This window comes from Mesorhizobium sp. M5C.F.Ca.IN.020.32.2.1 (assembly GCF_004023105.1).
Taxonomy (GTDB): Bacteria; Pseudomonadota; Alphaproteobacteria; order Rhizobiales; family Rhizobiaceae; genus Mesorhizobium; species Mesorhizobium wenxiniae.
The window spans coordinates 1-14,285 of the sequence record NZ_RZSX01000051.1 but is presented as its reverse complement, the minus strand read 5'-3'; the positions used below and the strand labels follow the sequence as shown (position 1 = coordinate 14,285).

The following is a 14,285-nucleotide window of genomic DNA, read 5'->3' as shown; positions in this document are numbered from 1 at the left end:
GGCTTGCGCTGGCCGGATTAGGGAACATGGCGCCATACGCCTGAATGCTGCGCCGAGGCATGTATCCTTGCCGTCGATCCCGAATTCCGCTAATGCGCGCCTTTGCCGCCGGGAGCAGAAGCTTGGACGATCACCGCGCCGACGTCGCCATCATCATGGGCAGCCAGTCCGACTGGGCGACGATGCGCCACGCCGCCGAAACGCTGGAGGCGCTAGGTATCCCGCACAAGCGGCTGATCGTCTCGGCCCACCGAACCCCCGACCGGCTCTATGACTTCGCCAAGGGCGCCAAGGCGGCCGGCTTTCGGGTAATCATCGCCGGCGCCGGCGGTGCGGCGCACCTGCCCGGAATGACGGCGGCGATGACGCCGCTCCCCGTTTTTGGCGTGCCGGTGGAATCGAAGGCACTTTCCGGACAGGACTCGCTGCTCTCCATCGTACAGATGCCGGCCGGCATTCCGGTCGGTACGCTAGCCATCGGCAAGGCGGGCGCCACCAATGCCGCCCTTCTGGCTGCGGCGGTGCTGGCGCTGACCGACGAAAAGCTCGCTGCCCGGCTCGATGCCTGGCGCGCCGCCCAGACCGCCAAGGTCGCCGCCGAGCCCACGGACACGCCATGAGCCTGCCTGCGGGATCGACCATCGGCATTATCGGCGGCGGCCAGCTCGGCCGCATGCTGGCCATGGCCGCGGCCCGCCTCGGCTATCGCACGGTCGTGCTGGAGCCGCAGCCGGATTGCCCGGCGGCACAGGTCGCCAACCGGCAGATTGCCGCCGCCTATGACGACACGGCTGCGCTCGCCGAACTGGCGGCAGACAGCGCCGTCGTCACCTATGAGTTCGAGAACGTGCCGGTCATGGCCGCCAGCGCGCTTGCCGTCACGGTCCCGGTCTATCCGCCGGCACGCGCACTGGAAGTGGCGCAGGACCGGGTGGCGGAGAAGAAATTCCTCAACGGCATCGGCATTCCCACGGCAGATTTCTGTTCCGTCGACAATGACGACGAGTTGACGGCGGCGCTGAAAAAGTTCGACGGCAGCGGCGTTTTGAAGACGCGGCGCATGGGCTATGACGGCAAGGGCCAGCGCGTGTTCCGCAACATGGAAACGGGCGGCTTTGCCGGCACCTGCGAGTCGATGGGCAACGTGCCGTTGATCCTCGAATCCTTCGTCGGCTTCGAACGCGAGATTTCGGTGATCGCGGCGCGCGGCATGGACGGTTCGCTCGCCGCCTACGATCCGGCAGAAAACGTCCACCGTGACGGCATCCTGCACCGCTCGACCCTGCCGGCCAGGATAGGGTCCGAAACCGCCGCTGCAGCGCAGGCGGCGGCGGCAAAAGTACTTGCGGCGCTCGATTATGTCGGCGTCGTCGGCATCGAGTTCTTTGTCCTTGCCGACGGCGCGCTGCTGGCCAATGAGATCGCGCCGCGCGTTCACAATTCCGGCCACTGGACGGAAGCCGCCTGCATTGTCTCGCAGTTCGAGCAGCACATTCGCGCCGTCGCCGGCCTGCCGCTGGGAAATCCCGGCCGCCATCTCGACTGCGTCATGGAGAACCTGATCGGCGACGATGTCCTGCGCGTCCCGGCCCTGCTCGCCGAGCCCGATCTGATGCTGCATCTCTACGGCAAGGCCGAAGCGCGTCCCGGCCGCAAGATGGGCCATTTTACGCGAATGAGCCGTCACGTTTGAGGTATTGGATGCGCTGCTCTAATGCCTTCGATAGGGCGGAAACTCAAACTCGCCACATGCTGCGGTTGACACGGGCAAGGCTCCTCGTTTATGAGCCACGCACAAGTTCAGAGGCGCGCTTTCCGAGCGCGCCTTAATAATTCGGCCCAAGACTGGGCCCAGACCGACGGGCAAGACCATGAAGATCAAGAATTCGCTCAAGGCGCTCAAGGCGCGTCACCGCGACAACCAGCTGGTTCGCCGCAAGGGCCGCGTCTACATCATCAACAAGACCGCTCCGCGCTACAAGGCACGCCAGGGCTGAGTCTTTTCGCGTGGGGGTGCCTGCCTCCGCGCTTGCATGATTTGCCGGCCTGCCGGCCCTTTCACGCTAAATTCAGTTTGACGATCTGCTGTCCGGGGTTAGATTCCGGTCATGCGGATTCTCTTTGCATTCTTCGCGGCGCTTTTTCTTTTCGGTTCCGCCTCGCTTCCGGCTCAAGCGGACGACGCGGTCGCCCCTCCGGTTGCCACGACCAGGGAGGCAAGGCTCGACCAGCTGTTTGTCGACCTGAAGCGCGAGCGCAATGAAAAGGCCGCCGAGCGCATCGCCGCGCGCATCTCGCACGAGTGGTCGCAATCCGGCAGCGCCTCGATCGACCTGATGATGCAATGGTCACAAAAGGCGGCCGAAGAAAAAAAGTTCGACGTGGCGCTCGACTTCCTCGACCAGGTGGTGACCTTGCAACCGGCCTATGCGGAAGGCTGGAACCGGCGTGCCACCGTGCATTTCATGATGAATAACTTTGGAAAATCGATGGCGGACATCGACCGCACGCTGCAGCTCGAGCCGCGCCATTTCGGCGCACTGTCCGGCCTGGCGCAGATCATGGCCGTAACCGGCCACAAGCAGTCGGCGCTGGAAGCGTGGCAACGCGTGCTCAGTATCTACCCGATGATGCGCAGCGCGCAGGATCAGGTCGGCACGCTTTCGGAAGAACTTGCCGGCGAAGGTATTTAATACCGGCAGGCCAGTGCGCCTCGACTGCGACGCTGCCACGGTAATTTCAAACTGTTGTCCTCTTGGTGGTCATGCCATTGCAATTTCGCTACACCTGTCTCGGCACTGCTTGCCGGTGAGCGCCAGGTGTGGTTTCCTGTCTGGGGATCAGGGGGTTAGGCAATCATGATTGCAGCTTATATCGACGAATTTATAATGTTTTGCGTCGGCCTATGGATGTCGGGCATCGGCTACGGGTTTCTCCAGATGCCAAACCAACCCCAGGCTGGACAACGGGCCTGGTTGGCACGCCTTCCCAGCCATTTCAAATGGATGGGGCCGCTCTTGCTGATAATCTCGATCGTACTCGCCGTCGCCTCACCGACTTGATTCGGTCGGGGCCAGAAAGTCGCTGCGCTCATGGTCCCATAGAGGCAAGGGGTCAGCTTGGTTAATTCGCCGGTGAGCGGCTTAAAGCCCGTCGCGTTTGAAGAGACTCATGTGACGCGCTTTGGATGGTTGTTTTCATCCCAAGATCGCTGCGCATTTTTGGGCGACTTGCATTAGCCTCTGGCCTGCACGTCCGACCCGACATAGGCGATGCGCAGCATGTTGGTGGAGCCCGGCGTCCTCAGCGGCACGCCGGCCGTGATGATGACCCGATCGCCCGGCTTGCCGAACCCCTCGTCCAAAGCGATGCGGCAGGCGCGGTCGACCATGTCGTCGAGGTCGATGGCATCGGGCGAGACGACGCAATGCGTGCCCCACAGAAGCGACAGCCGCCGCGCCGTGTTGACGATCGGCGACAGCGCGACGATCGGCACCTGCGGCCGCTCGCGCGCGGCGCGCAGGCCGGTCGTGCCCGACGCCGTATAGCTGATGATCGCCGAGAGTTTCAGCGTCTCGGCGATTTCGCGGGCGGCGAGCGAGATGGCGTCGGCGCCGGTCGCTTCGGGCTCCGAGCGCTGCGCATTGATGATGCCGGCATAGGTCGGGTCGGTTTCGACCTTGCTGGCGATGCGGTTCATCATCGCCACTGCCTCGACCGGGTAGGCGCCGGCCGCGGACTCGGCCGAGAGCATGATAGCGTCGGCGCCTTCGAACACCGCGATCGAGACGTCCGACACCTCGGCGCGGGTCGGCACCGGCGCGGTGATCATCGATTCCAGCATCTGCGTGGCGATCACCACCGGCTTGCCGGCGCGGCGCGCGGCGCGGGTGATCTGCTTCTGGATGCCGGGCACGGCTTCGAGAGGCATTTCGACGCCGAGATCGCCGCGGGCAACCATCAAGGCATCCGAAAGTTCGATGATCTCGGCCAGCCGAGCGACGGCCTGAGGCTTTTCGATCTTGGCCATGATGAGCGCCCGGCCGCGCGCGATCTTGCGCGCTTCGGCCAAATCCTCCGGACGCTGGACGAATGACAGCGCCACCCAGTCGACGCCGGTGGCCAGCACCGCATCGAGATCCCTGCGGTCCTTTTCGGTCAGCGCGCCGACCGGCAGATCGGTGTCGGGCAGGCTGACGCCCTTCTTGTCGGAGATGCTGGTGCCGGCGACGACAGTGCAGACGATCGCCTTGCCGTCGCTCTTCACCGCCTTCAGCTCGAGCTTGCCGTCGTCGATCAAAAGGCGGTGACCGGCCTCAACCGATCTGAGGATTTCCGGGTGGGGCAGATAGACCCTGGTCGAATTGCCGGGCTCGGGATTGTCGTCGAGCGTGAAGGTCTGGCCGAGTGTCAGCGTCTCTTTGCCGTTGGCAAACTTGCCGACCCGCAGCTTGGGCCCCTGCAGATCGGCGAGAATGCCGATCGGCCGGCCGACCGCTTTCTCGACGGTGCGGATGCGACCGACAAGTGTGCGCATCAATTCATGATCGGTGTGGCTCATATTGATGCGAAACACGTCGGCGCCGGCTTCGAAGAGCTTCTTCAGCATGTCCTCGGAGGTGGAGGCCGGACCGATAGTGGCGAGTATCTTGACCTTGCGGCTGCGTCTCATTGACTGTTTGTTCCCGGGGCGGCTGGAACGCCCCCCGTTGCGGGGTCATCGGTCAGCTGGACCATCCAGCTTGCCTGCTCGCCCGTGTCATATTCCTGGAATCCGGCGCGCTGGAAGCCCCGGGCGACGCAATCGGTAACGCCGGCGATCTTGAACTCTTTTTCGGCCACGCACATGTTGATCGGGCCATCCCAGCGCCCGCCGCGCTCGGCGTCTTCTGCATAAAGATAGTAAAATCTTGATGACAGCGGCCCTTCGATCAGTGTCTTGCAGCTCGATCCCTCGATGTGCCACCAGCCTTCGGTGATCCAGCCAGCCTTGGCGCGATAGCCGATGCCGACGCCGACCAGGTTCTGCGTGGCGTTGCAGACACGGAAATCGGCGCGCGCCGGCGAGGCAGCAACCATCGCGGCGAGGCCCACGGAAAGGGTGAGGAGCGGCATGGCGAAGGCATAGCGCACGCGCGGCCTGCCGGCGGAACCCATCCTGAAATCCCTCAAGAACCACATTCGCATCTCTCAACGCCCCTTTTCGGAAAAGTCCGGGCGCATGTCAACGCGCCCTTTTGCTCAATTCCAATCGATTTAGAAAGGCTTCGGCGCACGATCTGTCGCCTTCTGCCAGATTTCCGCAGAAACCGTGGCCAAACGACGGCATTGCGTAATGATCCCCTTCGTGGAATGACGATACCATCCTCCCCGGAAGCCAGCGAACAGACCATTTCCCGCCGATGACCCGATCCACAGTTTTCGCGCCTTTCGACCTCGTCGAGGGCGACCGCAAGCGAGGCATCGTGCTTTTGGCCGATCACGCCCGTCGCGACTTGCCGGAAGAGTATGGCAGCCTCGGCTTGCCGGCGGCGGAATTCGATCGCCATATCGCCTACGACATCGGTGTCGAGACGGTGACGCGCGAACTGGCAGCTTTGCTCGGCGTGCCGGCGGTACTCGCCAATTTTTCGCGACTTCTGATCGATACCAATCGCGGCGAGGACGATCCGACGCTGATCCGCCAACTCTATGACGGCACCGTCATTTCGGGAAATTATCCACTTGCCGTGAAAGAACGTGAAAGGCGGCTCGACCGCTTCTATCGGCCCTATCACGATGCGGTCGGCGCTATGATCGCCTCGGTGGCACAGGCTTCCGCAAGCGCGCCCTTCATTTTTTCGGTACATTCCTTCACCCCATTCATGCAGGGGCTCGTGCGCCCTTGGCATGTTGGTGTCTTGTGGGATCGCGACGACCGGGTGGCGCGACCGCTGATCGAAATGCTTGCCAAGGACAAAAGCCTTATCGTTGGCGACAACGAGCCCTATGACGGCGCATTGCGCGGCGACACCATGTTCAGGCATGCCATAGTCAACGGCTTTGCCCATGCGCTGATCGAAATCCGTCAGGACCTGATCGCCGGTCGGAAGGATGCGGTCGCCTGGGCTGAACGGCTGGCGCCGATCGTTGACGCGATCAACCGCCGTCCCGATATACATCACGTCAAACGATTCGGCTCGCGCACCGGGCCGCTGTGAGGAGGTTTCGATGACGGAACTCAGCGACGAGCAAAAACGCGATTTCGAAGCCGCCGCCTTCCGCCGGCTGGTCGTGCATCTGCGCGAACGCACGGACGTGCAGAACATCGACCTGATGAACCTCGCCGGCTTCTGCCGCAACTGTCTCTCCAACTGGTATCGCGACGCCGCGGAGGCGGGGGGCGTCGATCTCAATAAGGACCAATCGCGCGAGATCATCTACGGCATGCCCTATGCCGAATGGCAGGCGCTCAACCAGACTGATGCCTCCGATGCCAAGAAGGCGGAGTTCGAGGCAAGAGGCCCCAGGGATCACTAACCGATCGCTGTCATCAACCTCGAGTTCAAGCGAGTCGCTTGGCCCAAGCACTTTCAAGAACGAGCGCTTGACCGAGGATTGAATCGATCTAATTTGCCGCGCGAAGCTATTGTGGCACCGGATTCTACACGATGGACACGCTAAAAATCATGCAGACCGCCATTCGTGGACGATGGGCCGTGGCGGCCATCTTCCTCGCCAATGGTTTTCTGACCGGCGCCTGGGCGCCGCAGATCCCGGTGGTCCTGACCCGGCTGGATATCAGCAAATTTACGCTTGGCCTGCTGATCTTGCTGTTCGGCGCCGGCGCGGTCACAGCCATGACTTGGTGCGGCCACCTGATCTCCAGGCATGGTTCGCGCACCGTGCTGCGCTGGTTCGGTCTCATCGGCAGCTTCGGCCTGCTGGTTGTGGCGCTTGCCCCCAACGTGCCGCTGGCGGCCATAGCCATGTTCATCTTCGGCGGTTCGATCGGCGGCATGGATGTCGCTATGAACGCCAATGCGGTCGTGGTGGAACGGCGGTTGTCCCGCGCCATCATGTCGTCCTCGCACGGCTTCTGGAGCCTTGGCGGATTCGCCGGCGGCGCTCTCGGCGGCTTCGCCATCCAGAGCTACGGTCATCTCGCCCATGCGATGGTCGTGACGGCTCTCGCTTTCGCAGTGATTGCAGTGGCAGTCCGCTACCTGATCGAGGAGGATAAGGCTCAGGTAACCAACCATCACAAATTCGCGCTGCCTGGAAATCCGCTGGTCTATCTGGTCGGACTGATGGCGCTGCTGACGATGATCTCCGAGGGTGCGGTGCTCGACTGGGCGGCGCTTTACCTGCAACAGGAACTCGGTACCGACCTTGCCATAGCGGGTTTGGCCTACGCCGCTTTTTCCGGCGTCATGGCCGTAATGCGCTTCGCTGGCGACGGAGTCCGCAACCGTTTCGGTGCCGTGACGACGCTGCGCGTCTCGGCGCTTGTCGCCGCCGCCGGCATGCTGGTGGCCGGGCTGGCGCCCTCGCCCTGGCTCGCCATCTCAGCCTTTGCCTTTTGCGGCTTCGGCATCGCCAATATGGTGCCGATCCTGTTTTCGGCCGGTGGCAACCAGGAAGGCATGTCGTCCGGCACCGGCATGAGCGTCGTCACCACCATGGGCTATTCCGGCATTCTGGTGGCGCCGTCGGCAATCGGCTTCATCGCCGAGCATTCAAGCTTCGGTCCGATCTTCGTGGCTTTGTCGGGACTGCTGGTCGTGGTATTTTTGATGGCCGGGCTCGCTCACCGCGCCGAATTCGCGCCCGACCCAGCACCAGCCGAATAGCGTTTCAGCTCCTCATAGAGGAAATCCGCGACACGGCGGATGCGCACGCTGGTGCGCACGTCCCGATGCATGGCCAGCCATACCGGCAGCGTCGGCAGCGCGAGGGCCGGCAGCACTGTCTCCACCAGCGGATCGCGATCGGCCAGCGGCTCCTGGCCGAAGCCGATGCCGTTTCCCGCCCGCACCGCCTCCCAAAGCACGATTTGGTTGTCGGTCCTGAAGCGGAAGGCATTGCGGGTGAGCGGGACACCAAACTGGGCAAAGCCGCGAATGATCTCATCGCTGCGGTCGAAGCCGATCAGATCGTGGCCGGCAAGATCGCCGGGTTCGCGCGGACGGCCACGCCGATCGAGATAGGACTTTGCCGCGCAGGCGCGGAGCGGAATGTCTGCCACTTTACGCGCCACCAACTCGTTCTGCGCCGGCTTGACCATGCGGATGGCAATGTCTGCATCGCGGCGCAAGAGATTCTCGACCTGGTTCGACGCGACGATCTCGACCTCGATGCCGGGTTCCTCGGCGCCCAGCCGAGCCGTCATCTCGGGCAGGACATAGGCAGCCACCACCTCGCTGGCGGCAATGCGTACCGTGCCTTCGATCGCCTCGACCGATCCCAGCGCCAATAGCGAAAAGGCGCTTGCCTGCTCGCTCAATGCCCGGCCGCGTTCGTAGAGCGTGCTGCCGGCTTCCGTCAGCGCATAGCCGCGCCGCCCGCGCCGGAACAGGGTGACGCCGAGCGCCTGCTCCAGCTCGGCGATATGGCGGCCGAGCGTCGGCTGGCTTGCAGCCAGCTTGCGCGCGGCAGCGGACAGGCTGCCGGTTTCCGCCACTGTGACGAAACTCTTGATCAGATTCCAGTCGACTTCCATCCAAAAATGAATATCACGTCGCAAAATTCAGTCAATTTCTATTCGTTTGCGGACGGATCATATTGTGACTGTAACGCAAACACGGAGACGAAAAATGACTAAGATCGCAATTCTGGGTGCCAATGGCCGACTCGGCCGCGTGGTGGCCAAGGCCTTCATCGACGCTGGCTATGAAGTCCGCGCCATCACCCGCAGCGGCAAGATCGCGGCAGAACTCACAGACGCCATCGCCGTCGCCGGCGACGGGCTCGATCGCGAAGCGCTTATCCGCGCCACCGAAGGCGTCGACATCATCTTCAACGGCCTCAACCCGATCTACACCGACTGGGACAAGTGCCTGCCGATGGCCGAGAATGTCATGGCCGCGTGCCGGGCGAACGACGCATTGCACCTCGCTCCCGGTAGCGTTTACAGTTACGGCTCGCCGATGCCGGCGGTCATCACCGAAGACACGCCCTTCCACCCGACGACCGAAAAGGGCCGCATCCGCGTCGCCATGGAACACCTCTTTCGCCGCGAGGCCGAAGCGGGTCGAGTGCGCACCATTCTGCTGCGGGCCGGCGATTTCTTCGGTGGCACCGGCAGCGGAGCGTGGTTCGATCTGATCGTCGCCGCCAAGATGGACAAGGGCGTCTATACCGCTCCCGGGCCGGTCGATCTCGTGCATGAATGGGCCTACCTTCCGGACTTGGCCAAGGCGTTCGTCGGGCTAGCCGAGAATCTCGACAAGCTCGGCTCCTACGAAGCGCTGACCTTTCCCGGCCACGCCGTTACCGATCTCGAGATCAAGGCGGCTGCGGAAAAAGCGCTCGGGCGCACGCTGAAACTGACGTCGATGCCGTGGTGGGTGCTGCGCGCTGGCAGCCCGTTCGTGGCAATGTGGCGCGAGATCGTCTCGATGTCCTATCTGCGCTTCGAACCGCACCGGCTGGTCTCGGCAAGGCTGGAAGGCATCATCGGCACGATCCCGCATACGCCCCTGCATAAGGCGGTGGCAGGCGCTCTCGATGATCTCAGTGTCGCCACGATTGACGGCGTTTCGAAAGCTGCCTGAAAACGGAAAGTGGTACTACCCGACGGATGATCCGAACCGAAGGCTCGGAAAGGACCAAGCGAAAATCAAATGCTACAGCGCTGCGCCCTCAGAAGGCGCGCAGCGCTGTACCTTGTCGAGCGCACCAAACTCCCGGTCAAATCCTGCCCATCAGCAGCAACACCAGCAGCACGATCAGGATGACGCCGACGATGCCGGAGGGACCATAACCCCAGGAACGCGAATGAGGCCATGCCGGCACCGCGCCGATCAGAATGAGGATCAGAATGATGACGAGAATGGTGCTGAGCGTCATGAGAAACTCCCCGCTTTGAGGTGTCGCATGACAGACAATGCAAAAGGCCGCTGGGTTGTTCCCGGCGGCCTTTTCTTTGCGCGATCAGAATTCGCTCGGCACTCCAAGCAAAGTTGGCCTATTCGGCGGCCTTCGGGAAGGCGATCGCCGACTCGTCAAGCGAGCCCGGTCTTGCGGGGGCCTCTACAGTCGCACCGACTGTCTTGCCGCGCCGGAACACCCGACGGAAGAATGCATAGAAGCGGCTGTTCTTACTGCGCGTGAACACCATCAGCATCGACGGTGTCACCACCAGCGTCAGCAAGGTGGCGAAGGACAGGCCGAAGACGATCGCCGACGACAGCGATATCCACCATTGCGTCGACGGCGCGTTGATCGTCGTCTCGTGATGGAAGATTTCGAGACCGAGGCCGAAAGCGATCGGCAGCACGCCGAGGATCGCCGACACCGCCGTCAGCACGACCGGCCGGGCACGCTCACGGCAGGTCTGCAGCACCGCGTCCATCTTGTCCCAGCCCTCTTCGCGCAGCCGGTCATAAGTGTCGATCAGCACGATGTTGTTGTTCACCACCACGCCGGCGAGCGCGATGACGCCGATGCCCGACATGACGATGCCGAACGCCTCTCCTGTCAAAAGCAATCCCAGGAACACCCCGACCGTCGCCATGACCACGCAGGACAGCACCAGCCAGACGCTGGTGAACTTGTTGAACTGCATCAGAAGCACCAAGAAGATCAGGAAGATCGCGGCACCGAAGGCCTTGCTGAGGAAGGCGCTGGCCTCGGCGCTGTCCTCGTTCGAGCCGGCGAGCTTCCAGCGTATGCCGCTGCCGAGATCCATATCGGCGACCGCCTGGCTGACCTGCTGCTGGACAGAAGCGACTTGCTCGCCGGCGGCGACATTGGCCTGGACGACCACCGTGCGCGCGCCGTCGATGCGGTTGAGGATACCGACGGTCGGCTCGGGCTTGCGCACGACGAAATTCGAGATCGGCACCGAACCTTGCGAAGTCTGCACCCTGAGGTCATCGAGTGTCGACAGCGTGCGCCGGTCCTCGGGCAGACGCAGCCTGATGTCGACGGCGTCGTCAGCACCGGCTGGCCGGTATTCACTGAGCTTCAGCCCGTTCGTCACCAGTTGCACAACCGTTCCGACCGAGGTCGGGCTGATGCCGTATTGCGCCGCCTTGGCGCGATCGACGTCGAGCGCCCAGTCGACGCCGGGCGGCGGCAGGCCGTCGGAAATGTCGATGACGCCGGGCACCTTGGCAATGCGCGCGGCGACGGCGCGCGCCTTGTCGTCGAGACCTTTCGGGTCGACGGCCGAAAGCCTGATCTGGATCGGCTTGCCGGTGGGCGGGCCGGCCTCGGGCACGCGAACCTCGACATCGACGCCGGGAATGCCGGCCATGACGCCGCGCAGTTCGTCCAGGATCGCGTTCGCCGATTTGCGCTCGCGCCAGTCGACGAACTCGTACTGGATTACGCCGACCACGTCTTCAGGAATGTCCTGGCCGCCGCCTTGGGTCTTGCCGACACGGGTGTAGACCGATTTCACGCCCGGCCAGCCGAGAAGCCGGTTCTCGGCGGTCCTCGTGGCGGCATCCATTTCGGCGAGCGAAAGGTTGCCGCGGGCGTGCACATAGAGCAGGCCGTAGTCAGGCTCGACATTCGGGAAGAACTCGACGCCAGCGCCGTATTTCGAATAGGCAAAGCCGACACCGAACAAAAGGCCAACGGTGAGCAGAAGTACGGTAATGGGAAAGCGAACCGCCTGCTTGACCACGGCCATGTACCAGCCGTCGCGGTTGTCATTCTCGTGATGCGGCGGCGCCTTGGCGAACAGGGCGCCGAGCGCCGGCGCAAAGACCAGCGCATAGAGCATCGAGGCCGAAAGCGTGACGATCAGCGTGATCGGCATGTATTTCATGAAATCGCCGATGATACCCGGCCAGAACAGCAGCGGCGAGAAGGCGGCGATGCGCGTCATCGTCGCGGCGATAACCGGACCGGCCATGCGCTTGGCGGCAAGTGCGAAGGCCTCTGCCTTAGGCATGCCTTCGCTCATCCGCCGCTCGGCGAATTCGGTGACGATGATGGCGTCATCGACGAGCATGCCGACCGCCAGGATGAGGCTGAACAGCACGATCATGTTGATCGTGTAGCCCATCATGGCCAACAGCAGAATGCCGATCAGGAAGGACGATGGGATGGCCAGTCCGATCAGCAGCGATGCACGGCCCGAGAGCGCGTAGAGAATGACAATGAACACCAGGATCACGGCGATCATGACGTGATTCTGCAGATCGCCGAGCAACTGGTTGACGAAGACCGATTTGTCCTGCGTGTAGGTGACGTGCATACCTTCCGGCATGGTTTTTATGAAGGCATCGGACACGGCCCTCACCTGGGCGATCGTGTCGATCAGGTTGGAGCCGATGCGCTTCTTCACTTCGATGGCGATCGCCGGCTTGCCGTCGAGACGGGTCACCGTCTCGGCGTCCTTGAAGGTGGAGCGGACGGTGGCGATATCCTTGGCCTGCACCACGGCATTGGGGCCGGCGACGATCGGAAGCGCCGCCACGTCCTCCGGCGTCTCGATCAGCGACGGCACCTTGACCGCATATTTGCCCTCGGATCCTTCGATGTTGCCGGCGGCGACAAGACTGTTGGAATCACCGACAGCACCGATCAGTTGCTCGAGCTGCAGCCCGTAGGAAGACAGTTTCATCGGATCGATGACGACTTCGACGAGATCGTCGCGGGCGCCCTGCAGCGAGCCCTCCAGCACGCCAGGCACTTCCTCGATGCGGTCGCGCAACTCGCGCGCCGCCGCCGTCAGCATGCGCTCGGGCACTTCGCCCGACAGGGTCACGACAAGGACGGGGAACTCGGAGACGTTGACTTCGGAGACTACAGGCTCCTCGGCAGCCTGCGGCAGGTCGGCCTTGCCATCCTGGACCTTGCTGCGCGTGTCCTGCAACGCCGTCGCCAGATCCGTCTGCGGGTGGAATTCGACCAGCACGTAACCGCCGCCCTGGAAGGCGGCCGAACGCATCTCCTTGAGACCTTTGAGGCTTTTCAGCTTGGCTTCCATCGGCCGCAGCAGAAGGCGTTCCGAATCCTCAGGCGAGATGCCCTGATAGATCAGGCTGACATACATCATGGGAATCGGAACGTCGGGTTCCGCTTCCTTCGGTGTCGACTGATAGGCGACCGCACCCGCAAGGATGAGGAAGACCAGGACCGAAATGGTCAGCCGGGCGTTGTTGATTGCGAGTTTTACGATATCCATGATTACTGCGTCCCGGCCGTCGCTTCGCCCAACAGCTTTTGGATGGTCGCCCGGTCGGCCTCGACCGGCTTGACCACTTCGCCTTCCTTCACCAGTTCCTGGCCGGCAACGATGATGCGCGCATCGGCGGGGATGCCGCCGAGCACTAGGCCGGTTGGCGTGTCGTCGACCAGGTCGATCGGGAAGAACACGACCTTGTCGTGCTTGTCGACGGCGCGAATGCCGAGGTCGCCCTTGTCGCCCAGCGTCACCACGGAGCGCGGCAGAATGACGGCGTCGGTCGGCTGCGCGCTTAGCGCGATCTCGGCGGTCATCCCGGCCGGAATAGTGCCCTCGGGGTTGGGGATTGCGATCTCGACGCGGAAGGTGCGGGTGGCGGACGAGGCGTCGCGGCTGATATAGCGCACGGTGCCCTCGACATTCTGGCCGCTGACCAACCGGACATTCGCCTTGTCGCCGATCTTCAGATAGCCGAGATCGCGTTCGCTGACCTCGCCGCGGGCGATCACCGGATCAAGGCTCAGAATGGTCGCCACTTCGCCGCCCTGCATCACGGAACTGCCAAGCTCCACCGGCACTCGGTCGATGACGCCGTCGAAGGGCGCCTTCACTTCGTTACGGTCAAGCTCGGCTTGCGCCGTCTCCAGCAGAGCCTGCGCCGAGGTCAAATTCGAGCGCGCCGTATCGAGCTGCAGCTTGGGCAGATTGCCGGTTTTCGCCAACCGCAACGCCGCGTCGAGTTCGGCCTGACGCTGAACCAGAAGCTGCTTGGCGTTGCTGACCGCCGAAAGCTTTTCCTCGGCTGCCAACATCAGCACGAGGTCGCCGGTCTTGACGCGCTGTCCCTGCTTGACCGGAAGCTTGTCGATTACGCCGGCGACGCGCGTCGCCAGGACCGCGCGCTTATCGGCTTCGGTCAGTCCGGAAATGCGGATGGCGC

Annotated in this window: 15 protein-coding genes; 9 read left to right on the top strand and 6 right to left on the bottom strand. The window is 63.0% G+C overall.

Annotation, left to right across the window (positions count from 1 at the left end):
- Positions 1–122 precede the first annotated feature (122 nt).
- The 5 genes from purE to EOA86_RS39950 all read left to right on the top strand — a co-directional run bounded on the left by purE (position 123) and on the right by EOA86_RS39950 (position 3,062).
- Positions 123–620, top strand: a complete 498-nt coding sequence (gene purE / locus EOA86_RS04410) for a 5-(carboxyamino)imidazole ribonucleotide mutase (RefSeq protein WP_065011353.1) — start codon at positions 123–125, stop codon at positions 618–620.
- Positions 617–1,693, top strand: a complete 1,077-nt coding sequence (locus EOA86_RS04405) for a 5-(carboxyamino)imidazole ribonucleotide synthase (RefSeq protein ID WP_128340819.1) — start codon at positions 617–619, stop codon at positions 1,691–1,693. The genes purE and EOA86_RS04405 overlap by 4 nt, the downstream gene beginning before the upstream one ends.
- Positions 1,694–1,871: 178 nt before the next feature.
- A complete protein-coding gene (gene ykgO, locus EOA86_RS04400; protein ID WP_006327841.1) occupies positions 1,872–1,997 on the top strand; it encodes a type B 50S ribosomal protein L36 in 126 nt (41 codons plus the stop codon).
- 111 nt (positions 1,998–2,108) lie between these two features.
- Complete coding sequence (locus EOA86_RS04395) at positions 2,109–2,693, top strand: hypothetical protein (RefSeq protein ID WP_128340818.1); 585 nt, start codon at positions 2,109–2,111, stop codon at positions 2,691–2,693.
- A gap of 165 nt (positions 2,694–2,858) precedes the next feature.
- Positions 2,859–3,062 carry a hypothetical protein gene (locus tag EOA86_RS39950; RefSeq protein WP_065011295.1) on the top strand — a complete coding sequence of 68 codons (204 nt, stop codon included), beginning with the start codon at positions 2,859–2,861 and terminating at the stop codon, positions 3,060–3,062.
- Positions 3,063–3,235: 173 nt separating this feature from the next.
- Here the strand turns inward: EOA86_RS39950 and pyk are convergent, their stop codons facing one another.
- Both pyk and EOA86_RS04380 read right to left on the bottom strand, forming a co-directional pair.
- Complete coding sequence (pyk, locus tag EOA86_RS04385; RefSeq protein WP_128340817.1) at positions 3,236–4,672, bottom strand: pyruvate kinase; 1,437 nt, start codon at positions 4,670–4,672, stop codon at positions 3,236–3,238.
- The gene (locus EOA86_RS04380; RefSeq protein WP_245497127.1) at positions 4,669–5,115 is read right to left on the bottom strand and encodes a DUF1036 domain-containing protein; all 447 of its coding nucleotides are present in this window, start codon (positions 5,113–5,115) and stop codon (positions 4,669–4,671) included. The genes pyk and EOA86_RS04380 overlap by 4 nt, the downstream gene beginning before the upstream one ends.
- 287 nt (positions 5,116–5,402) lie before the next feature.
- Between EOA86_RS04380 and EOA86_RS04375 the strand changes: the two genes are divergently transcribed.
- The 3 genes from EOA86_RS04375 to EOA86_RS04365 all read left to right on the top strand — a co-directional run bounded on the left by EOA86_RS04375 (position 5,403) and on the right by EOA86_RS04365 (position 7,832).
- The gene (locus EOA86_RS04375) at positions 5,403–6,200 is read left to right on the top strand and encodes an N-formylglutamate amidohydrolase (RefSeq protein WP_128340815.1); all 798 of its coding nucleotides are present in this window, start codon (positions 5,403–5,405) and stop codon (positions 6,198–6,200) included.
- 10 nt (positions 6,201–6,210) lie between these two features.
- Positions 6,211–6,519, top strand: coding sequence for a DUF1244 domain-containing protein (locus EOA86_RS04370; protein ID WP_128340814.1), 309 nt, complete (start codon positions 6,211–6,213; stop codon positions 6,517–6,519).
- Between the two features lie 131 nt (positions 6,520–6,650).
- A complete protein-coding gene (locus EOA86_RS04365) occupies positions 6,651–7,832 on the top strand; it encodes an MFS transporter (RefSeq protein WP_128340813.1) in 1,182 nt (393 codons plus the stop codon).
- Here the strand turns inward: EOA86_RS04365 and EOA86_RS04360 are convergent.
- Positions 7,790–8,701: a LysR family transcriptional regulator gene (locus EOA86_RS04360; RefSeq protein WP_128340812.1), complete on the bottom strand. Its 912-nt coding sequence runs from the start codon at positions 8,699–8,701 to the stop codon at positions 7,790–7,792. The genes EOA86_RS04365 and EOA86_RS04360 overlap by 43 nt on opposite strands.
- A gap of 94 nt (positions 8,702–8,795) precedes the next feature.
- On the opposite strand from EOA86_RS04360, the gene EOA86_RS04355 reads away from it, so the two are divergent.
- The gene (locus tag EOA86_RS04355; RefSeq protein WP_128340811.1) at positions 8,796–9,755 is read left to right on the top strand and encodes an SDR family oxidoreductase; all 960 of its coding nucleotides are present in this window, start codon (positions 8,796–8,798) and stop codon (positions 9,753–9,755) included.
- A 136-nt stretch (positions 9,756–9,891) separates the two neighbouring features.
- On the opposite strand, the gene EOA86_RS04350 is transcribed toward EOA86_RS04355, so the two are convergent.
- The 3 genes from EOA86_RS04350 to EOA86_RS04340 form a co-directional block, all read right to left on the bottom strand.
- Complete coding sequence (locus EOA86_RS04350; RefSeq protein WP_036267059.1) at positions 9,892–10,050, bottom strand: DUF3309 family protein; 159 nt, start codon at positions 10,048–10,050, stop codon at positions 9,892–9,894.
- A 118-nt stretch (positions 10,051–10,168) separates the two neighbouring features.
- On the bottom strand, positions 10,169–13,345 hold the full coding sequence (locus EOA86_RS04345) for an efflux RND transporter permease subunit (protein WP_128340810.1): 3,177 nt from the start codon (positions 13,343–13,345) through the stop codon (positions 10,169–10,171).
- 2 nt (positions 13,346–13,347) lie between these two features.
- Positions 13,348–14,285, bottom strand: a 938-nt coding sequence (locus EOA86_RS04340; protein ID WP_128340809.1) for an efflux RND transporter periplasmic adaptor subunit, incomplete at its 5' end; no start/stop codon positions are given.